General features: G+C 71.5%; 18 protein-coding genes. 4 read left to right on the top strand and 14 right to left on the bottom strand.

Translation table 11 applies throughout. The features are described from left to right. Positions 1-12: 12 nt before the first annotated feature. The 12 genes from M8J74_RS12770 to M8J74_RS12715 all read right to left on the bottom strand — a co-directional run bounded on the left by M8J74_RS12770 (position 13) and on the right by M8J74_RS12715 (position 14,332). Entirely contained in the window at positions 13-1,437 is a 1,425-nt protein-coding gene (locus tag M8J74_RS12770) for a nitroreductase family protein (protein ID WP_249836490.1), read from the bottom strand. Positions 1,438-1,621: 184 nt separating this feature from the next. Next, a complete protein-coding gene (locus tag M8J74_RS12765; RefSeq protein ID WP_249836489.1) occupies positions 1,622-2,599 on the bottom strand; it encodes a lantibiotic dehydratase C-terminal domain-containing protein in 978 nt (325 codons plus the stop codon). Beyond that, complete coding sequence (locus tag M8J74_RS12760; RefSeq protein ID WP_249836488.1) at positions 2,592-5,255, bottom strand: lantibiotic dehydratase; 2,664 nt, start codon at positions 5,253-5,255, stop codon at positions 2,592-2,594. Before M8J74_RS12760 ends, M8J74_RS12765 begins: the two co-directional genes overlap by 8 nt. Continuing rightward, a complete protein-coding gene (locus M8J74_RS12755; protein ID WP_249836487.1) occupies positions 5,255-6,820 on the bottom strand; it encodes a SagB family peptide dehydrogenase in 1,566 nt (521 codons plus the stop codon). Before M8J74_RS12755 ends, M8J74_RS12760 begins: the two co-directional genes overlap by 1 nt. Next, positions 6,817-8,469: a TOMM precursor leader peptide-binding protein gene (locus tag M8J74_RS12750; RefSeq protein WP_249836486.1), complete on the bottom strand. Its 1,653-nt coding sequence runs from the start codon at positions 8,467-8,469 to the stop codon at positions 6,817-6,819. The genes M8J74_RS12755 and M8J74_RS12750 overlap by 4 nt, the downstream gene beginning before the upstream one ends. Further along, on the bottom strand, positions 8,462-10,456 hold the full coding sequence (locus M8J74_RS12745) for a hypothetical protein (RefSeq protein ID WP_249836485.1): 1,995 nt from the start codon (positions 10,454-10,456) through the stop codon (positions 8,462-8,464). The genes M8J74_RS12750 and M8J74_RS12745 overlap by 8 nt, the downstream gene beginning before the upstream one ends. A gap of 122 nt (positions 10,457-10,578) precedes the next feature. Next, on the bottom strand, positions 10,579-10,746 hold the full coding sequence (locus M8J74_RS12740) for a thiomuracin/GE37468 family thiazolyl RiPP peptide (protein ID WP_159027190.1): 168 nt from the start codon (positions 10,744-10,746) through the stop codon (positions 10,579-10,581). A 65-nt stretch (positions 10,747-10,811) separates the two neighbouring features. Continuing rightward, positions 10,812-10,979, bottom strand: coding sequence for a thiomuracin/GE37468 family thiazolyl RiPP peptide (locus tag M8J74_RS12735; protein ID WP_107067791.1), 168 nt, complete (start codon positions 10,977-10,979; stop codon positions 10,812-10,814). Positions 10,980-11,044: 65 nt separating this feature from the next. Then, positions 11,045-11,212 (bottom strand): thiomuracin/GE37468 family thiazolyl RiPP peptide, encoded by a 168-nt coding sequence (locus M8J74_RS12730; protein WP_249836484.1) that lies wholly within the window; start codon positions 11,210-11,212, stop codon positions 11,045-11,047. Between the two features lie 76 nt (positions 11,213-11,288). Next, a complete protein-coding gene (locus M8J74_RS12725) occupies positions 11,289-12,353 on the bottom strand; it encodes an LLM class flavin-dependent oxidoreductase (RefSeq protein ID WP_249836483.1) in 1,065 nt (354 codons plus the stop codon). A 377-nt stretch (positions 12,354-12,730) separates the two neighbouring features. Next, positions 12,731-13,276, bottom strand: coding sequence for an EF-Tu/IF-2/RF-3 family GTPase (locus M8J74_RS12720; RefSeq protein WP_249836482.1), 546 nt, complete (start codon positions 13,274-13,276; stop codon positions 12,731-12,733). A 144-nt stretch (positions 13,277-13,420) separates the two neighbouring features. Further along, positions 13,421-14,332 carry a LysR family transcriptional regulator gene (locus M8J74_RS12715; protein WP_249836550.1) on the bottom strand — a complete coding sequence of 304 codons (912 nt, stop codon included), beginning with the start codon at positions 14,330-14,332 and terminating at the stop codon, positions 13,421-13,423. A 144-nt stretch (positions 14,333-14,476) separates the two neighbouring features. On the opposite strand from M8J74_RS12715, the gene M8J74_RS12710 reads away from it, so the two are divergent. Next, positions 14,477-15,595 (top strand): PrpF domain-containing protein, encoded by a 1,119-nt coding sequence (locus M8J74_RS12710; protein ID WP_249836481.1) that lies wholly within the window; start codon positions 14,477-14,479, stop codon positions 15,593-15,595. After that, a complete protein-coding gene (gene dctA, locus M8J74_RS12705) occupies positions 15,592-16,989 on the top strand; it encodes a C4-dicarboxylate transporter DctA (protein ID WP_249836480.1) in 1,398 nt (465 codons plus the stop codon). Before M8J74_RS12710 ends, dctA begins: the two co-directional genes overlap by 4 nt. Positions 16,990-17,125: 136 nt before the next feature. Here dctA and M8J74_RS12700 read toward each other — a convergent pair whose 3' ends face one another. Then, positions 17,126-18,043 carry an EamA family transporter gene (locus tag M8J74_RS12700; RefSeq protein WP_249836479.1) on the bottom strand — a complete coding sequence of 306 codons (918 nt, stop codon included), beginning with the start codon at positions 18,041-18,043 and terminating at the stop codon, positions 17,126-17,128. A 30-nt stretch (positions 18,044-18,073) separates the two neighbouring features. Here M8J74_RS12700 and M8J74_RS12695 point away from each other — a divergent pair, with 30 nt between their 5' ends. Beyond that, entirely contained in the window at positions 18,074-18,598 is a 525-nt protein-coding gene (locus tag M8J74_RS12695) for a MarR family winged helix-turn-helix transcriptional regulator (protein WP_249836478.1), read from the top strand. A gap of 66 nt (positions 18,599-18,664) precedes the next feature. Here M8J74_RS12695 and M8J74_RS12690 read toward each other — a convergent pair whose 3' ends face one another. Further along, positions 18,665-19,654, bottom strand: a complete 990-nt coding sequence (locus M8J74_RS12690) for an alpha/beta fold hydrolase (protein WP_249836477.1) — start codon at positions 19,652-19,654, stop codon at positions 18,665-18,667. A gap of 140 nt (positions 19,655-19,794) precedes the next feature. Between M8J74_RS12690 and M8J74_RS12685 the strand changes: the two genes are divergently transcribed. Then, complete coding sequence (locus M8J74_RS12685) at positions 19,795-20,403, top strand: helix-turn-helix domain-containing protein (RefSeq protein ID WP_249836476.1); 609 nt, start codon at positions 19,795-19,797, stop codon at positions 20,401-20,403. Positions 20,404-20,428: the final 25 nt, after the last annotated feature.

Genomic DNA, 20,428 nt, shown 5'->3' with positions numbered 1-20,428 from the left:
TGCGGTTCTCCCTCACCACGTCAGCCGGAACTCGGGGCGCAGCCCGCCGGGGTGTTCCGTGCCGAACTGCGCCACCAGCAGGCTCCGTCGGCGTCCGGTCAGGCCGAACCAGGAATCCAGCAGATGCGTCAGCACGTCGTTCTGGATCCGGCTCGCCACGTCGACAGCCGCGCCGGCGAGGCAGGCCCGGTGCAGCGCGGCACCGGCGGCCGCCTGCTGCACCCGGTACCAGCGGCTGCCGAACCGTTCCTCGGCCGCCGCCGCGTCGCCCACCGGCAGCAGCCAGACGTTCGCCGTGCGCGCGCCCTGCTGGGTCAGCGCGGCCAGCGCCGCCTCGCGCAGCCGCTGCCGGGGATCGCCCTCCCCCACGAGCTCCAGTTCGTGTGCGTCGGGGTGGTAGCGGTACGCGCCGGCCGGGATGCCGGTCACGTCGGCGACGACGCAGTAGAACTCCACCAGGTTCGCCGGCAGATCCCAGCGCGCCGGCTGCCCGTAGGCGGTGAGAATCGTGGCAAGCGCGCCCGTCGACATGGTCGCGCCGTTGAAGCCGCGCATGGCCGCGTGCCGGGTCAGGGTGCCGGCCGCCAGGTCCGGGGCCGCGTGCGGCAGGCCGATCCGCTTGCCCTCGCCCGGGGGCGCGGCCGGCAGCGGTTCGGGGTCGGGGCGGCTCTGCGCGAGGACGGCCGCGTGGGCGCCGTACGCCCGCGGGAACGCGGCCAGCGAGGGCCCGCCGTACCCGGCGGGCACCGGCGGGAGCAGTTCGACGACCGCGTGCACCCCCTCCTCCCTCGGGTCGAGTCCCAGCACCTCGGTGACGTCGGCGTCGGGGAAGCACAGCCGGGCCGTGGCGTTCTCGCCGTCCGCGACCGCGAGAGCCTGCGCCACCTGGATGCCGGCCTCCAGGCAGGCGAGGCGGTAGTACATCTCGCCGTACTTGGCGGCCAGCCGCCAGAACACGTTGGTGTGCACCAGGACCGTGGTGGCCGGCCGGGAGGCCACCCACCCGCGGTAGTCGCCCTCGCGCAGTCGCACCAGGTCGTGCCGGGCCGGGTCGTAGTAGTAGACGCCGGTGGGCACCTCGGAGTCGGGGCCGGCGATCACGTACCACTCGGCGCTGTAGCGGGCGCCGCCCGACGGCGTCGGCCGCCGGGTCACCAGCCACTGCAGCGGATCGGCGTCCGGGATGGCCTCGAAGCTGTCGGTGAACGGCAGCATGTCCAGTGGGGTCAGCCACTGCGACCGGGTGATGCCGCCGAGGTCGGCGAGCAGCCGGCCGAGCCGGTGCGCGGACCGCTCCGGCGGCCAGGGCAGCCGGTGCCGCGGCGCGCCCGGGTAGCTCTTGACCACCAACGGCGGGTACGCCCCCGGGTTCGCGACCTCGGTCGGCGTGTGGACGGTCTCGTGATAGCGCGTCGCCTGGTTACTGGCGGGACTCATCGGGCTCGCGGGGGTCGCAGCGTGCGCACCTGTCGCCGGATCCGCGGGGGCCGCAGCATTCGCGGGGGCAGCAGAGCCGGCGGGGGCCGCAGGACTCGCAAGGGTCTCAGGATCAGCGGGGACCTCGGGATTCGCCGGGGTCGTGGCGCTCACGGCGCTCGTGGGGCTCGTAGGGCTCATCAGGTCACACCGCGCACAGGTCGAACGCGGTTCTGGTCAGCAGCAGCCGCAGATGGGACTCCTGCGCCAGGCTGATGCCGAGGCGGTTGCACATCAGATGCGCGCAGCGCTCCACGATCAGCTGCGGCACCAGGTGGTTGATGTGCTCCAGGACGTCGGCGGGCGCCTCGAAGGCGGGATAGGCGTCCAGTTCACCGAGCAACTCCAGTCTGACCAGGGTGTCGTTGAGGTCCCGCGTGGCCGTCAGCCACTTGCCGGCCACGGAGCCGTCCGGCAGGGCCACACCCCGCGTCGACGACCACACCGCCTCCAGGCCGGTGCGCAGGTGGGCCTTGTTCGCGTCGAAGTGCTGCTCGAACTCCGTCGATTCCAGCAGGCGTGCCGCCCCGCCGCCGCTTTCCACCAGGAACCGTGCCTGGTAGGCGAGTTCGGGCAGGATGCCGGTGAACAGGGTGCGGTTGGCGGCCAGCATGGCGAAGGCGTCCATGGCGCGCTGTCCGGGCGTGCGACCGCGGGCGATCAGTTCGACCGCCAGCACGCTGGTCGCCATGAGCTGTTGCTCCACCGCCTCCAGCGAGCGGCCGGTGCCGAACACGTCGGTCTCGGGCACGTAGTCGATGAAGGCGACCGAGTTGTCCGGGTGCAACTCAGGGTCGTAGTCGGTCATGTGCTCCAGCTTGGCGAGGCCGGGCGCGGTGTCGGCGTATTCCTGCGCCGACATCGACGACCGCGACGGCGACGTCCGGTAGAACTCCGCGGCCGTCTCCTCGATGACCGAACGGACCTCCTGGACGTGGTCCGGAGAGGTCAGCACCCGCAGTCGCAGGTGCGGGCCGCCCTCCCAGTAGCGGAGGAAGAAGAAGCCGTCGGCGATGTCGGCCCGGCGCAGCCGTTCGGCCGCGGGCCTGACGATGCCGACGATCGCGGCATCCTGATCGGCGTGGTAGAAGAGGTGGGCGCTGACCCAGCTGCGCTCAGACATAGGTGACTCCGGGCTCGTTCAGTTCCACGATGTACTCGGCGACGTGCTCGCCGCGGACGTGGCCGGGGTCCGGCACCATCTCGCTGATCTGCACGATCGCGTTCGGCTCGGCGAGCCTGCGTTCCAACCCGAGCAGCAGCAGCATGCTCGCGAAATCCACGTAGTTCGGTTTGGTGTCGTTGCTCGGTGCCTGGCCGGTCTCGCCCTGGCCCAGCGCGGCCGGGTCGAGAACGGTGACGAAGCACCGTTCGGGGATGCCGTGTTCGGTCAGCCAGCCGGCCATCCGCAGCATCCAGGCCGCGTCGGTCGTGACGTCGGCCCGCCGGGGCAGCCGGTCGGCGCGGGTCATCCACATGGCGCGCCGCAGCACCACGTTGCCGACCATCAGCCGGGGCAGGTGGCGTACACCGCTGTCCGCGCGCGGGTCGGACGTCATCCTGAGCTCGGTGTGCGCGCCGAACCAGGTGTTGGACTCGCCGAACGCCTCCAGCATGAAGCGGGCGGCGGGCGGCAGCAGCCGGTCGGCGCCCAGGCCCGGGTGGACCGGGCAGATCCGTCTGCCCAGCCGCCGCGACATCAGCGACAGCAGGCCGTCGTCACCGCGCCGCACGTACAGGTCGTTCACCGGCAGCAGGGCGTCGGCCTCGCGCATGCTGCGCACCCCGGGATAGTCGACGACCAGCGGGACGCCGGGTTTGCGGACGTTGACCGCGGACCGGGCCACGGCTTCGAACTCGGCGAAGAGCATGTCGCCGCGGCTCGCGGCCAGCCCCGGTTCGGCGGGCAGGTCGGCGCGCAGGTCGAGCACGTCCAGGATCTGGCGCACCCGGTTGCGGCCGCGGCCGAAGCCGCAGCCGATGTTGTTCACCACCAGTTCCGGGCCGTGTCCGGCGTCGGCGAGCTGGCAGTAGACCGCGACGGACGTCGGGGTGCGGACCCACTCCGGCCAGTTCTCGGCGAGTGCCCGCACCTCCTCGGGCCGGATACGGACCACACCGTCGCGGTCGGGCGTACGCTCCCCCAGCAGCCGCTTGCTCGCGGTGCGCAGCCGGTACAGCTCGCGCACCGCCTCGACCGGACTGTCCGGGCCGGCGAACCGGCTGTGTGCCAGTACGGACGGCCCCGCCGACGCCGGATCCGGCCCGGACCCGGCGGCCTGCTCGGCCAGCACGTCCCGGTAGAAGACCAGCAGCGGCACCTCCGCGCCGTCCGCGTACCGGCTCTCGAACAGCGAACCGAGCGTGAGCTTGAAGGGCAGGTCGGGCCCGATCAGGCCGAGCAACGTGCGGACCGCGTCGAGGTCGTCCAGCAGCGGCTGCCAGCTGTCCCGGTCCAGCACGGCCGTCGTGCCGGGGTGGACCGCGTTCTCGTAGAAGCTGTAGCGGGCGAACTCCTGGGCTCGTTTGGGGTGGTCGGCGTGGGCGTGGTCGCCCACTTCGCGCAGTGCCGTGTCCAGACCGCGGATCACGGCGTCGCGGACGGCGACCCGGTCGGCGGGCGCGGTGATCGTCGGGTAGGCCGACAGCGCCTCGTGCACTCCGTGCAGGGTCCGGTCGAGCCGTTCCAGACCGGGCTGCCGGTGCTCGTGCAGCCAGGAGCGCAGGTCGGCGACCGGGTCCGGGGCCTGGTCGGCGAGCGGCGGGACCAGCTCCAGCAGGCCCAGCGCCACCAGCCGGCGCAGGAAGGCGTCGACCCGCTGCCCGTCGCTCGCCAGGGCCCGCAGCTTCCCCCGAAGGTCGTCCAACGTGAGGTCGGACGTGGTCAGTTCCCTCACCCGGCGCAGGATCGGGGTGAGGGCGAGGGTGTGCACGGACTCCACGGGTCGGCGGCCCAGGAACAGCAGTGCGCCGTCGACGGCGGTGGCGCTGGGGTTGATCCGCACCCGGCTGCCGCCCTCGAACTCCGGGCGTTCGCACAGGGCGCGCGCGATCCGGTGCAGCGACCCGACGCTGATCTCGGTCGCCGTCACCGTGGGCAGCCCGCCCCCGGACGGTCCTGCGGACCACTGCACGATGTCGTCGGCCCGGCCCCAGGCGGCCAGGCCGCTGCTGGTGAACGTGGAGTACGGACTGGTCTTCGCCGCCGACCGGGCGAGGTACTGCGCGAGGCGCAGCACGCTCTGGCGCTGCGGCGCGCGTCCGGTGCCGAACCACTTGCGCAGGGCCATGAACATGTCCGGGTTGGCGTGCACGAGGCCCAGTTGGAACGCGGGCACGCGGGCCGCGTCGCGCAGTGCCTCGTAACCCGCCGCCCAGTCCTCCTCGAGCCGGTCCGGCAACGCCGTGAGCAGGCGGTCGCGTTCGGCCACCCACGCCGCCCACTGCCGGAGCAGAGGAGCCACGTCGGCGGGTACGTCGGCCAGCCGGGCGGGATCGACACGGCGTCCGCGGTGCACGGCTCTGCGTACCGCGACGAGGCGGGCCTTGAGTTCTCCGTCGCCCGCGGCACCGATGGCCGTGTGCAGCAGGTCGGAGAGCACGCCGGTCGCGTCGGCGATCTCGGCGCGCAGCCGCACCAGTTGCTGTGCGGTGTGCCAGCCGCGCGTGCACCGCAGCCCGTCGAGCACCGCCACCGGGCTGCCGGCGAGCCGGACCACGGCGGCCGGGCCGAGCACATACCCCGCCGCGTCCGGGCGGGCTTGGCGCAAGGTGTCCATCAGTTCACCGCCTCGGGCTCGACGGGGACGATCACGCGCCCGCCCGGTCCCGTCCTGGCCAGCAGGATCTGGAAGACGGGGGTGTGGCGCCGCTCGGTCAGTCCGAGGGCCTGACGGACGCCTTCGGCGTGGTAGGCGTTGACGATGCGGCCGGACATTCCCTGGGCCGCGGCCGCGACGCACACGCGGTGGGCGAGCAGCCCGGCCTCCTGGCTGATCACGCGGTAGCCGCGGTCGCCGAAGGTGTCGAACGCCCAGTCGCGGTCGCCGACGAGATGGACGACGGCGTTCATGTGCTGGAAGACCGGTCCGGGGATGGTGACGCGTTCGATCGCCGTGATGGCGTCGGTACCGGTAGCGGGGCCGGTCGGGTGCAGCGCGCCGGTGTCCTGGTCGAGGCGGTAGCGGCCCGCCGGTATCCCGGTGAGGTCGCCGACGGTCAGGTAGATCTCCAGCGGGACGGGCGCGCCCGACGGCACCGCGTCGCTGGTGACGTCCGTGCGGACGCGGGCCAGGCGCGTCCACAGTTCGACGCCGTCGACCCGCGAGGCGACCGGCCGGAAGACACCGGGACCCGAGTCCCGCGTCCGCAGCACCTCGGCCAGGTCGACCTCCGGGACGTCGGCCCGGGGCAGGGGCAGCGGTACGGCACCGGGTGCGCCGGCCTCCCCGGCCCCGCCGGGCGCTTCCGGAACGGCCGTCGCGAAGGCCGCGGTGTCCGTGCGCAGGGACGCGCGGTTGACCTCCGTCAGGGTCGGACAGGCCTGCGCGACCCTCAGGCCGCTGTGGACCACGTCCGGCGCGATCGGGTCGATGGTCGCGGCCAGCGCGGCGGCGCTCTGGGGTGCTCCGGCACGCCGGATACCAGCACCAGCACCAGCGAAGTGGAGCGGCAGCACCATCAGTGCCGGTTCCTCGTCGGCGTCGAGGCCGAGCAGTTTGTGGACCGGCTCGTCGACGAACTGGTGGTGCACATGAGCCCGCAGTCCCATGGCCCGGGCGACCAGGTCGATGTTCCCGGTCAGCAGGCCGGCCTCCTGCGTGCACAGCCGATAGGCGTAGTCGCGGTAGATGTACGCGGTCTTGGCGAACAGCCCGGAGAGCACGAACACGGCCTCCGGCGGCGCACCTTCGGTCCCGGCCGCGCTGGTCAGCAGCCGCCGGTGATCACCCTCGCGCAGCAGCACCAGTGCGTGGTGGGGGGCGTCGTAGTGGTAGACGCCGTCGGCGAGGCACACGTACAGCTGCACGCCGAACAGGCAGCGCGCGGAGGCGACCATCCGGTGGTAGGGCCAGGTCCCGTCGGTGTCGAACTCCTGCCGGGAGATGCCGTAGCCGTAGTGCAGCAGCGTCGACAACGCCGTCTCGTCGAGTGCCGTCACCTCGGTCAGCTTCCGGGGCACCCGGGTCGTCAGCGGACGGCGGGGCCGGCCCCGGTAGATCTTGAACTTCAGTGGCTCGTCCGGGTTGCCGTACTCCGACTGCCGGGTCGCCATCGCGACGGCGAGATCCTCCAGGCTGATCCGCCAGAACTCCCGGCCCGCGCCGTCTGCGCGCTCGGTCACGGAAACGGATGCGGGTGCGGGTTGCGCACCTCGGGGAGCCGGGGCAGTCCGGTCACCCGCCGGGCCGCGTGTCCGAAGGTCATCGGCACCGAGCCCGGTGCTATCACCTTGACGCATCTGAAGCCTCCCGCTGTCTGTTCCGTGGAGGTCGTGTCGACGGCGACGACGTCCATGCCGGCCGCGGCGAAGCGCCGAACGGCCTCGTCGAGATCCGCGCCGATGTCGGTGTTGCGCGGCCACCGCCAGCGTTCGAGTGCCTGCTGCCAGCCCAGCGTCCGCGGGGCGTCGAGCAGGAAGGAGTACCGGTCGAAGGCGGCCGGGCCGGCCGCGCAGAGCAGATGGTCCGCCATCGACACGACGTCGTCCGGATGGTCGGCCAGGTGCTGGGCGCGCTCGCGCCAGCCGGGGTCGAGCGCGAGGACGGTGACGTACTCCACGGTCTGGCTCAGTTCGTGCAGCGCGGCGAGGATCGCCTCGGCCGGGCGCAGTCCGCTGCCGCCGGTCGAGACGGCCCTGGGCCGGCCGGTACCGGTGACGTCCTCGGCGAACGTCCAGAACGACGGGATCCCGTGGTCCTGGGTGGTGTCGAAGACATGGACCCGGTAGCCCTGGCGTTCGATGCGCTCGGCGACGAGAGGGATCCGCCGGTCGGGCACGGTGGCCAGGTCGATCTCGGGCAGCGGTGTCCGCCCGTACCAGGCCATCAGGAACGCGTCGCGCTCGGCGACTTCGAGGACGCCGTGCAGCACCGCCTCCTCGTAGCAGCCCCCCAGCGCGCAGCCGCTGGAGATCTCGCAGGCGAACCCGTGGCCGCCGCCGGACGACGTCCGCAACCGGTAGTACACGAAGCTCTCCGGCACCAGCACCGGCCGGTCCTGGCCGAACGAGTAGCCCCACACCCAGTGCGTGACCGCGTCCTCGGTGAACTCCCGGTAGGGGAAGCCCGGGGTCGAGAACCGGTCGGCGGGATACAGGCCGAGCGAGCGCGGGTCGACCGCCACGTCGGCCACGTCGGCGTAGGCGGCCGTGACGGCGGTCCGCTTGCCCGGCGCGTAGGCGGCGAGGCGTTCCAGCGATTCCGCCACCGCGATGGACCACGCCGAGCCGAAGTCCCGGGTACGCCCGTATCCGGACGCCTCCTTGGAGACGCCTGGTACGGCCAGCACGGCCTCGGTGAACGGGAACGAGTGCTGCGTGTAGGAGGTGACCGACGGAATCAGACCGCTCTCTCCGTCCACGTACAGGGCGGCGAGCGCGTCCCGGTCCAGCGGGCGGACGCGGCTCGACTCGGGCGACAGCTTGGGCCGCGCCCGCCTGGGCGGCTTCGCGCCCTGCTCGGTGTCGGGGGGCAGGGCCGAACAGCGCGGGCAGTGCGGGTCGGTGAGGAAGGCGTGCCGGGACAGCGCGAGGGTGGCCCGGTCGACGATCCAGTACCGCCGCTCCTCGGACCCGGCCGAGGCCAGCCCGGCGACGGCGTCCGCGAGGAAGGTCGGCAGCTCCCCGTCCGGCACCTCGGCGGCCAGCTCGGCGGCGCGCTCGGCGGACGTGGCCGCGGCGCGCCGCGTCCTCAGACACTCCGGGCAGCCCGGCGCCCACGGCCCGACGACCACCTGCCGGGGTTCGACGAGCACCTGCGGCCGATCAGCCATGGACGACCACGGCTCGTACCACGAACGGACACGTCCGGGCGAGGAAGGGATCGTGGTCGAGCGGTACGGCGACCACGCGGCCGCCCTCGCGCGTCAGGGCCGCCACGGCCTCTTCGAGGCTCACGGAATCCGGCATCGCCCCGCTCCGGTCGGCCTCCGCGATGTCACCGCGCAGTTTCGCGGGCAGGTCGTGCACCGGCGGCGGCGCATAGGCGGGCTGGTCCGCGGCCTGGGACTGATAGGCGAGCAGCGTCCGCTCCAGTCCCTTCTCCAGCGCGGCGCCGGTCTCCAGGTCGCTCACGTAGGCGACGGTGCCCCTCGGGGTGGTGAACGCGAACGTCGGCAGTCCGAGGGGACCGGACAGGTCGTAGACCTCGAAGGACTGCCCGACGATCTCCAGCAGCTTGAGGTAGCGCGCCGCGCGCGGGCTCAGCTCGGCGCCGTCCATGTCCAGCCTGCGGAACGGTTCGGCCGCGGACGACAGCGCCGCCGCGACGTTCTCGCCGGCCGCCGCGACCACCGCGGCGCGCACGGCTTCGTGCCAGTCGCGTCCGGAGGCGGCCCTCGGTGGGGTCTCCGTCGGGAAGACCGCCGTCGCGTCGACCGCGACCGGTTCACCGGTCAGCACGTCCAGGCCGTGCAGCCGGTCGCCCCTGCGCGGGTCGGCCATGACGGCCGCGTAGCGCTCCAGGGCGTTCCGGACCGCCCGCTGGCGCGACTCCACGACACTCTCGCCCCAGCCGTGCACCGGGAACGGGCCGCCGGCCCGGCCGGCCGGGTCGGACACCACGACCTCGCTGACGAACAACGGCAGTTGCTCGTAGTCCCGCTCGGTGATCTCGGCGAACATGCCGGTCCGCGGGTCGACGCAGTCCACCGCCCGCCGGGCCAGCTCCTCGTCGTCGACGGGCGCCGCGGCCGCCAGCGCGGCCGGCCGGGCCGGGTCGTCGGGAACGGCGGGCAACGCCAGCGGGTGGGGCAGGAAGGCGTGGTGGGAGGTTTCCAGCGTCTCCAGGTCGAACCGGACCAGCTGTTCGGCACCCGCGCCCTCGTCGATCCCGGTCAGGTGCCGGAAGGCGGCGAAGCACAGGTGGTTGGCGACCAGCGCGACGGTGGGGCCGCGCAGGAAATCGCTCGGCACCGCCTCCGGGTGGTCGCGCAGATCCGCGCCGACGGTGTTGGGCGCCAACGCGCACAGCCGCCGCCAGGCCGACTCCCAGGCCGTGGTGTCGCCGTCCTTGCCGATCACCGGTCCGATCCAGGCCTCGTCACCCACCACGATCACCTGCGCGGACGCGGCGCCCGCGGCACCGGCGGCGGCGCTCAGCAGGCGCGCGCGTTCCGTCATGGGGCGATCGGCGACATGCAGCACCATGGCGGCGCCGGCGGCCACTTCGTCGAGGTGCCCGTCGTCGACCTCCCTGTAGGCGATCCCCTGCTCCGGGTCCCGTGCCTGGGCCACCGCGAGGTGCTCGGCGACGCGATCACGGTCGAACGGCGACTCGGCGAACGGCGCGAGCACGGGCGTGCGCACACCGGCACGCAGTTGGGAGTTGGCCAGGGCCTGCAACAGCGGACCGGACCCGGCCAGTACGACGGTGCTGTCCCGGTAGCGCTCGAAGCGCAGTTCCGGCGAGTCGGTGAAGTACTCGACGAAGGCGATGTTGGCCGCGTAGGTCTTGGCGAGGTCGGGGGTCAGCGAGTGCGGACGGTCGTCCAGCACGTTCTTGACGTACCCCTTGCCGTGCAGGAGCAGGATCAGCTTGGCAAGGGCGTTGCGGCTGGACTCCGGCACGGCCGCGCACAGTTCGCCGAGGGTCCTGGTGCCGTCCAGCATCGGCGCGATCCGCTGGATCCACTCGTACGTCGACGCGCCCTTGAGCATCGACCCGCCGAGGTTGCTGCGGATGTACGCGCCCTCCTGGACGCGCATGACGTAGACATCCCCGCGCAGTCGCGGCCGCACCCGTTCGACATCTACTTCCATGACCACCGCTTCTTCATGAACTCATTGATGACTGGTCAGCAGGAGGACCGAGAGCCACCCGGTCCCCGTTTCGGATTCACGCACCGGCTAGAGCACATGTGCCGGAAGGTTCAGCACCCCGATCAGGTGCAGGAGCAGCACGGGCAGCAGCAACAGCAGCTGCTCTGACCGCCGGAAGCGGACAGCTCCGTGAGGCCGTAACCGGCCGTCACCGAGGCGGGCACCACCTTGCCCAGGTCCACCAGCTCGAAGGCACTGTCATCCAGCACCAACTCGTCGAATTCCTCCATGTCTTGCACCCCCTTTCCTGCGCCGTGTCGAGAAGGGAAAGTCCGCACCGGAAACGTTCGCCGGATCAGGTGCAGGAGCAGCACGGGCAGCAGCAGCAACAGCTGCTCGCACCGCCGGAAGCGGACAGCTCCGTGAGGCCGTAACCGGCCGTCACCGAGGCGGGCACCACCTTGCCCAGGTCCACCAGCTCGAAGGCACTGTCATCCAGCACCAACTCGTCGAATTCCTCCATGTCTTGCACCCCCTTTCCTGCGCCGTGTCGAGAAGGGAAAGTCCGCACCGGAAACGTTCGCCGGATCAGGTGCAGGAGCAGCACGGGCAGCAGCAGCAACAGCTGCTCGCACCGCCGGAAGCGGACAGCTCCGTGAGGCCGTAACCGGCCGTCACCGAGGCGGGCACCACCCTGCCCAGGTCCACCAGCTCGAAGGCACTGTCATCCAGCACCAACTCGTCGAATTCCTCCATGTCTTACACCTCCCTTTGCACTGCTTTCATCTGTGTTTTCCTGACAAGTGAAATCGCTGCGACAGCCGCTTTCATGTCACAGCTTTTTCACCTCCGGCAGCACCTTGTCGCAGAAGAGCTCCAAGGTCCGCCGAGCCTCGGGGAGCGGCATCGCGCCGAAATCGATCTGCCACAGGATCTGGTCGACGCCGCCGATGTGGTCATTGAAGGCGCGGATGCGCTCGATGACGGTGGCGGGAGATCCGACGATCGCCCCGCCCTCGGTGTAGAGCTTGGCCGGCCGCAGACCGCGCAGCATCCAGCCGAACCCGGAGTAGCCGCGGTAGGCCGAGGACTCCCGCTTGTCCCACGGGCTCACGGCCTCCGCCCACACGTCCAGGTAGCGCCGCAGATAGGTCTCGGCGATCTCCGCGGCACGTTCGTCGGTGTCCGCGACCACCAGCGGCAGGCTGGCCGCGACCCGGGGCCGCAGCCCGGAGCCGGCGTGCGCGGCCTGGAACGCGTCGCGGTAGAGGGTGAGGTGGTCACGGAACTCGTGCGGCGAGATCAGCGGCGTGATCAGCAACCCCAGCCCCTCCTCGCCCAGCCAGGTGAAGCTTTCCGGGGTGCGGACCGCGGCGCCCCACATCGGCGGATGCGGCCGCTGGGTGGGCCGTGGCAGTCCCGTCACGTCACGGTAGGAGAAGAACGGCGTCTGCTCGCTGACCTTTTCCTCGGTCCAGATACGCCGCACCGCGCGAATCGACTCGCGGAATCGGTCGGTGCTCTCGTCCATCTCCAGACCGAGGGCGTCGAACTCGTCGGGCAGATAGGCCCGGGCGAATCCCACATCGAGCCGGCCACCGCTGATCGCGTCCACCTGAGCGGCTTCCGCGGCCAGTTGAATGGGATGGTGGAAGACGGGCAGCACACATCCGGTGATCAGCCTGACCGACTTCGTCCGGGCGGCCACAGCGGACAGGAAGCCCAGGGGGCTGGGGCAGTAACCCCCGTAGTAGTGCAGATAGTGCTCGGTCATCTTGACCGAGTCCAGGCCTCCCATTTCGGCCTGGACCGACAACTCCAGCGCGTCGCTGAAGTAGACCTGTGGAGATTTCGTCTCCGGCGTGCAGTCAGGAAGAAAGGAAAGCCCGAAGCGCACCGATACCACTCCCTACCAACCTGATCCCCATCGGATCGACGTGGGACAAGCACCCACGCGATCCCGGGCCTGTCGGCGCCACCGGGGTGTCTCACGGAGGACGCTACGCCGGGCCGCCGAGGCATTTGAGCCGCGGCAAGGTTCCTTTTCGAGGATGAGGGTTCTCACGCACGAGCCGTCCAACTGCCCCCGCAGCCACCCCGCTCAGGAGGAAAGGCCCAGGTCACAGGAGATCGCTCCGATCCGGGCAACTGCGGAGCCTGCCGGACGGCGCGAACAGATCAGGCAACTCCGCCGCCGACTGCTTGCTCGGGCCACGGGTCGCCGCCGTGCCTCTCCCGCAGCGGTCCGCCGGTGGCGTCGCTCGCGTGCACGGCTCAACGCGGCAGATGCGTCACGATGCCTGATCCGGCGGCACGACCGCGGTGACGGAATGCGAAGGACTGACCGTGCTGAAGTACGACAGGCTCTTCGAGTGCCACTGTCACCTCGGCTCCGTGAAGGGGCCGGACCACGTCGGCGCCCTCGGGCAGGGTGACGGTCCCCCAGACTGCTGCGGTGCGGACGTAGAAGCAGAGACGATCGCCGGAGGCAACGTCCGCGCCGCCTTGCTCCTCGGACAGCAGGGTGATGTCGGCAGTGAAGCCGCTGCGGGCGCTGACCGATCCTGGCGTCGCGAGCACCTGTCCCCGCCTGACGGCATCCGCGGCGACACCACGGAGCCGCACCCCGACGTTCATCCCCGCCCTCGCCTCCCCGATGGAGGCGCAATTCATTTCGATGCCCGCGATGCGAGCGGTCGCGTTACCGCCCGGGCCGATGATCTCCACCACGTCACCCTGGTGCGCCCGGCCACGCTCGATCCGCCCCGTCGCCATGACCACCCTGCCCTGTCGCAGACAGAACACGTCATCAACGGGCATGAGAAACGGCCCTTCTTCTGCACCCGCCAACGACGCTCCTGGAAGTCCGCTCATCAGAACCCCTGCTCCCCCGTGACCGTGTGTGGCGACTACGAAAGGCCCGGGAGGGGAACACCGACCCTCGTCCTCAACGGCACAGCGGTGTCATTCTCTCGGTGTTCGGGCCGCCGCGGTGTCTCGGAGGAGTGTGGCGAAGGTCAGGGCGGCCGGGGTGAGCGAGTGGTCGGCCATGCGGACCAGGAGGATGCGGCGGACGGGGGCGGGCGGTTGGAGGGGCAGCATGTGGACGCCGGGCCGGATGCCTTCCAGGGCGAGGGTGGGAGCGAGGGCGACGCCGATGCCGGCGGCGACCATGGCCTGGGCTTCCTGGTAGTCGTGGGCCTCGTAGGCGATGTGGGGCTCGAAGCCGACGGCGCGGCAGCTGCGGGCGAGGGCTTCGGCCACCGGGTGGCGGTCGGCGCGGGTGATCCAGGGGTCGTGCGCGAAGTCGGCGAGTGAGGCGGTGGCGCGGCCGGCGAGTGGATGGTGGTCGCTGACGAGAAGGGCGGGTGGGTCGTCGAGGAGTGGGGTGACGACGATGTCCTCGCGGTCGATGCGGCTCCAGTCGTAGTCCCACATCAAGGACATCTCGATCTCCCGGTTCTCCAGCATCGTCCAGAGCCCGGCGATTCGGGCGCTGCGGACGGTCAGCCGTACGTCGGGGTGGGCGTCCCGGAAGGCGATCACGGCTTGTGGGAGGAGGGAGGCGCCGACCGTGGGGAAGGTGCCGATGCGCAGTGTGCCCGCGCGCAGACCGGCGTAGTCGGCGAGTTCGTTTTCCGCGGCGCGCAGTTCGCGTTCGATCCGTTGCCCGCGTTCGGCGAGCGCGCGCCCGGCGTCGGTGAGGGTGACACCTCGGGCGTGGCGTTCCAGCAAGGGCTGGCCTGCCTCCGCTTCCAGACGGCTGATCTGCTGCGATACCGCCGACGGGGTGTAGTTGAGAGCGCGTGCCGTCGCGGTCACCGACCCGCGCCGGGCGACCTCGGTGAACAGCAGGATGCGCCGGACGTCGAGCATGCCGTCACCCCCACCGTTCACTTCAGCTTAATAGCCATGCAGATTTGCGAGATTGTACTTCACGCTGCCGTAACCCACCGTGGAGGACACCACGCACGGCGAGACCGTCGGTGGACTTCCCCTTCCATGTGTGAGGAGTCAGTTGTGCTGCGTCTGCAGGGCGAGATGATCCGCGGAGGTACCAGCAAGTGCTGGATCTTCGACCACCGCGACGTGGCCGCCACGGGCGTGGACGTCGACGCCCTGCTGCTCGCCGCCTTCAACGCCGCCGACCCCCGTCAGATCGACGGGGTGGGCGGCGCGTCGTCCACCACCTCCAAGGCCGCCGTCGTCCAGGCGTCTCCCCGGCCCGACGTGGACGTCGAGTACGCCTTCGCACAGGTCGGAATCGGCGACGAGCGCGTGGAGTGGGCCAGCAACTGCGGCAACTGCGCCACAGCCGTCGCCCTGTACGCCCTTCACCACGACCTCGTCCCGATCACGTCGGACACCACCACCGTCCGCATGCTCAACGTCAACACCGGGGCACGCCTCACCGGCACGATCCCCACACCCGGGGGCATCGCTCCGGAGGAGGGAAGGGCCGAGGTACCGGGCACGTCGGCACGAGGGGTGCCGGTCCTGCTCGGATTCCAGGACCCCGCGGGCTCGACGACCGGCCGCGCTCTGCCGACCGGCAGGACGCTGGACGAACTCAGGGGCCCGGACGGCCCCGTCGAGGCGTCCCTGGTGGACGCCGGCGCCCCGGCCGCCCTGTTCGAGGCCAAGGCGTTCGGCCTCGACGGCACGGAAACCCTCACCGACTTCGCCGCCGCGGTGCCCGCGCTGACCCTGCTGCGCCGCCGAGCAGCGCTGGCCATGGGTCTGGCCCGCGAAGGCGATCCGGTCAGCCACGCGGTGCCCAAGGTGGGCATCGTCGCCAGGCCCTCCCCTTACCGCACCACCCAGGGCACACTCATCGACCATGACGAGTACGACCTGGCCGTGCGCATGGTCTCGATGCACGCCCCGCACCCGGCGATCGGCCTGACCTCCGCCGTGGCCCTGGCCACGGCCGCCGCCACCCCCGGCACCCTCGCCCACCGCGTCGCCCGGCAGACCGCCGACGGCACACTGCGCCTGGGCACCCCCGCAGGCGTGATCACCACCCAAGCCGTCCCCGCACCGGACGGCGCGTCCCCCACGGTGCTGCTGCACCGCGCCGCCCGGCGCATCGCCCGAGCCGAACTCCTCGTTCCCGTCCTGGAAGGACGCCCCGCATGAGCCGCAACGACGCCGCCCCGGGTACCGCCACCGCACCGCCGGGCCGCACCCGCCGGGTGCTGTCCCACCTCTACGTCCAGTGCCTGATCGCCGTCCTGCTCGGTGCCGCCGTGGGCGCGTTGTGGCCGTCGGTCGGCGCCGAACTCAAGCCGCTGGGCGACGCCTTCATCGCGCTGGTGAAGATGTTCATCGCGCCGATCATCTTCTGCACGGTCGTCCATGGCATCGCCTCCATGGGCAACGCCCGTGCGGTGGGCCGGGTGAGCCTGAAGGCCCTGATCTACTTCGAGGTGCTGACCACGGTGGCCATGGTGATCGGCCTGGTCGTCGTCAACGTCGTCAAACCGGGCAGTGGACTGCACGTCGACATCTCGACCCTGTCCGCCAAGGGTCTGCCCCCGGAAGCGACCACGGCCCACGAGGGCTTCGCCGACTTCGTCCTCGCCATCATTCCCGCCACCCTGGCCAGTGCCCTGACGGGCAACGAGATCCTGCCGGTGCTGCTGGTGTCCGTGCTCTTCGGCTTCGGCCTGCACGCCAGTGGGGAAGCGGGCCTGGGCATCGCCCGGGGCATCGAGAAGTTCTCCACGGTGCTGTTCACGCTCATCCGGTGGATCATGCGACTGGCGCCGATCGGCGCGTTCGGCTCGATGGCCTTCACCATCGGCAACTACGGCCTGGGCACTCTGCGCCACCTGGGTCTGCTGGTCGGCTCGTTCTGGCTGACCGCCCTGTTCTTCGTCCTGGTCGTCCTCGGGACCGTGATGCGCCTCAACGGCCTACGACTGCTGCCCTTCCTGCGCTACATCAGGGAGGAACTGCTGATCGTGCTGGGCACCTCGTCCACCGAGCCCGTCCTGCCGCGCATGATGGGCAAGCTGCAGCACGCGGGAGCCTCCAAGCCGGTCGTCGGGATCACGCTGCCCGCGGGCTACTCCTTCAACCTCGACGGCACCGCCATCTACCTGACCATGGGCTCCGTCTTCCTCGCGCAAGCCCTCGGCATCGACCTCAGCATCACCCAGCAGCTGACCATGCTCGCCGTCATGCTGCTCACCTCCAAGGGCGCCGCAGGCGTCACCGGTTCCGGCTTCATCGCCCTGGCCGCCACCCTCAGCGCCGTCCCGCACGTCCCGGTGGCCGCCCTGGCACTGATCTTCGGCATCGACCGGTTCATGTCCGAGGCCCGCGCCCTGACCAGCCTGGTCGGCAACGGCGTCGCCACCCTCGCCGTCGCCCGCTGGGAGGGAGAGCTCGACGAGGACCGCGCCAGGGCCGTCCTGCGCGGAGAGATCCCCTATGCCCCGGCCCTCACGCCCTCTGCGGGGCCGACGGAGCCGCATCCGATACCGGCGCCCACACCGGCCCACACCCCCGTCCCCGCCACACACTGACGTACATCGCGAGGATCGCACCGCGGGCCGGCCGGGAGCAGACGCTCCGGGCCGGCCCGCTCATATACGCAGCGCGGGCGGCCGCTCCTGCGGAGCCTTCATCAGCAGACTTCCGCGCCCCTCCCGCGGAAACGGGCTACCGCACCGTGCGCTCCTTGTGCGGGGCAGCCGCGGCCGCTCCACCGCTTACGCGCCGCCCGGCGCGTGCGGGTCTGCCGAGGACGACCCCGGCCAGGACGAGGACCAGACCGCACACTTGCTGCAGGGTCAGCGACTCCCCCGCGACCGCGACACCGAGCAGTACGCCCGTGACGGGATTGAGCAGGCCGATCAGCCCCACGGTTCCCGCGGGCAGGTGCCGCAGGCCGGCGAACCAGACGGCGAACGCCAGCGCGGTCGCGACGAGGGCGACGTAGCAGAAGGCGAGGAATCCCGGCGCGGTCAGCCGGGGCGGGGCGCCTTCGACCGCCACGGCGGCCGGCAGGAGCAGGAGGCCGCCCGCGGTCAGCTGCCAAGCGGTCGACGCGGTCACATCCACCCCGGCACCCCACCGCCTGGTGAGGAGGTGTCCGAAGGACGACACCAGCACCGCGGCGGCCGACGCGAGGACCCCGGGCACGCCCACGTCCGCCGCTCCCGTGAGCAGCATCAGGCAGACGCCGGCCAGTCCGATCCCGGCGCCGGCCAGATGGGCCGCTCTGGGACGCTCCGACACCAGGAGCCAGGCCATGAGCATCATCGTCAGCGGGGACACCGCCATGACGGTCGAGGCGATACTCGTCGGAAGCAACTGCGAGGCGGCGTAGACGAGGACGAAGAAGACACTCACGTTGAGCAGCCCGAGCACCGCGGAACGCCACCACCACGCACCCCTCGGCCGTCGCCTGCACAGGGCGAGCATGACCACACCGGCGGGCAGGGCGCGCAGGGCGGCACCGTACAGAGGGCGGTCGGCGGGCAGGAACTCGCGTGTCACGAAGTAGTTGGCTCCCCAGGCCACCGGGGCGATCGCGGTCAGCGCCACTCGGCCGATATTAGCTTCCACGGAAGGCATCTTACTTCCACGGAAGCTATAATGTCTTCCATGGAAGACACTCAGCCGATCGATCGTGTGGCCCGCATCCAGGCCGACTGGCGACGGGAGCTCCCCGACGTCGACGTGTCCCCGCAGGCAGTGATCGGGCGACTGCACCGGCTGGCCGATCGGCTCACCGGCGAACTCCGCCTCGTGTACGCCCGGTACGGCCTCAGCGAGGGAGAGTTCGACGTACTGTGCGCTCTGCGCCGCGCCGGCGAACCCTACGAACGCGCACCCGGCGAACTGGCCGCGCACACCATGGTGACCACGGGCGCCATGACGAAGCGGATCGACCGCCTCGAACGGGCCGGGCTCGTCACCCGCCGCCGCTCCGACGACGACCAGCGCGGCCGGATCGTCGCCCTGACCGACCCCGGACGCAAACTCATCGACCAGGCGTTCACCGAGCACATGGGCAATGAACGCCGCCTGTTGGACCTGCTGACCGGTGCGGAGGCCGAGGCGCTCGAAAACCTGCTCACGACGTGGCTCTCGCGCATCGAGCAGCCGCACCGCCCCGACAACCCCTGACCCACCGCTCGCCCGCCTTCAGCCGGCCCCGGCACAGGGCCTGACGATGTGCGGCCACCACCTGGTTCAGTCCCGGAGGGTGGTGAGCCACTCGGTCAGCAGGCGGTTGACCTCGTCGGGGCGCTCCTGCTGGATCCAGTGGCCGCAGCCGTCCAGGAGATGGGCGGCCGACAGGCCGGGGAGGGTGGTGGGGTAGGCGTCGATGGCATCGGCCATCCATGTGGTGGAGGCATCCAGGGCCCCGCCGATGAACAGGGACGGCTGCTTGACCGGGGCCGCGCGATACGGGGCGAGGTCCTGCCAGTCCCGGTCCATGGCCCGGTAGCGGTTGAGCGCGCCGGTGAACCCGGTGCGCTCGAACTCCCCGGCGTAGACGTCCAGATCGTCCTCGCTCAGCCAGGCCGGGAGGACTCCCGTGGGGAAGCGGTCGCGCAGCCGGCCTCCGTCACGGGTGACGAAGTGCGGGTCCGGTTCGCCCTGGGCCGGCAGGGTGTCGGCGGACAGGGCCGCGTAGAAGCCGGCGAGCCAGCCCCGCACATCGGGTTCGATCTCCGCCTCGGCACGGCCGGGCTCCTGGAAGTAGGAGACGTAGAACTCCTGCTCGGGACCGCCGATCCGCCCGAAGACGTCGGTCGGGCGGGGGCCGCCGGAAGGCGCGTAGGGCACGCTCAGCAGGCTGACGGCACGGAAGACGTCGGGGTGCAGCAGGGCAGAGGTGGCGGCGATGTTGGAGCCCCAGTCGTGCCCGACGATCACCGCGCTCCGCTCGCCGAGGGCGCGCACGACGGCGAGGTTGTCCTCCACCAGGTCGAGCAACCGGTAGGCGTCGATGGCCTGCGGCCTGGAGGAGCGGCCGTAACCGCGCACGTCGATCGCCACCGCCCGGTGGCCGGCCGCGGCGAGGGCCGGGAGCTGGCGGCGCCAGGAGTACCAGGACTCGGGGAAGCCGTGCACGAGCAGGACCAGCGGACCGGCGCCCTGCTCGACCAGGTGCAGACGCCCGGCGGGGGCCTCGATGACGCGGTGGCGCGGCTTCGCGCTCGGCTGGGACGGCATGGGCTGCTCCTCGGTTCGCGGCGGACGCGGCTGCCCGTCGATCATGCGGCGCCGCACCCGCCCGACGCGATCAGTCTTGCCATCCTGGCAAACTCGCAGGACACAGACGTTATGGAGCACGGCAGGAAGGAGAGGGACCGGTGGCGGTCGACGACGTGGACGGCACCCTGGCCGCGATGGGGCCCCGGCTGCGGGCCGCGCGGGAGCACCGCGGCGCGACGCTCGCCGCTGTCAGCTGCGCGACCGGCATCTCGGCGAGCACCCTGTCCCGGATCGAGACCGGCCGGCGCAAACCCACCCTGGAGGTACTGCTGCAGTTGTCGAAGGAGTACAACGTCGGTCTGGACGAACTGGCCGGCGTCGCGCCCGCGGCCGCGCCGCGCACCACGGCGCTCCCCAGCTTCGGCGACGACAAGGCGGTGCTGCCGTTGACCCGGTACGTCGGCGGCCTGCACGCCCACAAGCACGTCCTGCCCGCCCCCGCGGACCCGCCCACGCGGCCCCGCCAGGTCTCCCACGACGGCTACGAGTGGCTGTGCGTCCTGTACGGGCGGCTGTGGCTCGCTCTGGGCGACCACGACCTCATCCTCAAACCCGGCGACACCGCCGAGTTCGACACCCGCACCCCGCACGGCGTGGCGAACACCAGCCTCGACGGACCGGTCGAATACCTCATCATGTTCGGACCGCAGGGCGAACGCCTGCGGCCGCGCACCCAGCCGACCGGGGCCCGGGGTCGCCGACAATGACAGGTGCCTGGCCCCCGGTGAGGAG

Source organism: Streptomyces panaciradicis (genome assembly GCF_023516615.1).
Taxonomy (GTDB): Bacteria; Actinomycetota; Actinomycetes; order Streptomycetales; family Streptomycetaceae; genus Streptomyces; species Streptomyces panaciradicis.
The sequence above is the reverse complement of the archived record's forward strand: the minus strand, read 5'-3'. Positions and strand labels throughout refer to the sequence as shown.

Coding starts and splice junctions, on each gene's coding strand:
- M8J74_RS12765 (WP_249836489.1), bottom strand. CDS start 2,599: ATGTCTGAGCGCAGCTGGGTCAGCGCCCACCTCTTCTACCACGCCGAT.
- M8J74_RS12690 (WP_249836477.1), bottom strand. CDS start 19,654: ATGCCGTCCCAGCCGAGCGCGAAGCCGCGCCACCGCGTCATCGAGGCC.
- M8J74_RS12745 (WP_249836485.1), bottom strand. CDS start 10,456: ATGGAAGTAGATGTCGAACGGGTGCGGCCGCGACTGCGCGGGGATGTC.
- M8J74_RS12740 (WP_159027190.1), bottom strand. CDS start 10,746: ATGGAGGAATTCGACGAGTTGGTGCTGGATGACAGTGCCTTCGAGCTG.
- M8J74_RS12720 (WP_249836482.1), bottom strand. CDS start 13,276: ATGCCCGTTGATGACGTGTTCTGTCTGCGACAGGGCAGGGTGGTCATG.
- M8J74_RS12735 (WP_107067791.1), bottom strand. CDS start 10,979: ATGGAGGAATTCGACGAGTTGGTGCTGGATGACAGTGCCTTCGAGCTG.
- M8J74_RS12750 (WP_249836486.1), bottom strand. CDS start 8,469: ATGGCTGATCGGCCGCAGGTGCTCGTCGAACCCCGGCAGGTGGTCGTC.
- M8J74_RS12770 (WP_249836490.1), bottom strand. CDS start 1,437: ATGAGTCCCGCCAGTAACCAGGCGACGCGCTATCACGAGACCGTCCAC.
- M8J74_RS12700 (WP_249836479.1), bottom strand. CDS start 18,043: ATGCCTTCCGTGGAAGCTAATATCGGCCGAGTGGCGCTGACCGCGATC.
- M8J74_RS12760 (WP_249836488.1), bottom strand. CDS start 5,255: ATGGACACCTTGCGCCAAGCCCGCCCGGACGCGGCGGGGTATGTGCTC.
- M8J74_RS12715 (WP_249836550.1), bottom strand. CDS start 14,332: ATGCTCGACGTCCGGCGCATCCTGCTGTTCACCGAGGTCGCCCGGCGC.
- M8J74_RS12695 (WP_249836478.1), top strand. CDS start 18,074: ATGGAAGACACTCAGCCGATCGATCGTGTGGCCCGCATCCAGGCCGAC.
- M8J74_RS12730 (WP_249836484.1), bottom strand. CDS start 11,212: ATGGAGGAATTCGACGAGTTGGTGCTGGATGACAGTGCCTTCGAGCTG.
- dctA (WP_249836480.1), top strand. CDS start 15,592: ATGAGCCGCAACGACGCCGCCCCGGGTACCGCCACCGCACCGCCGGGC.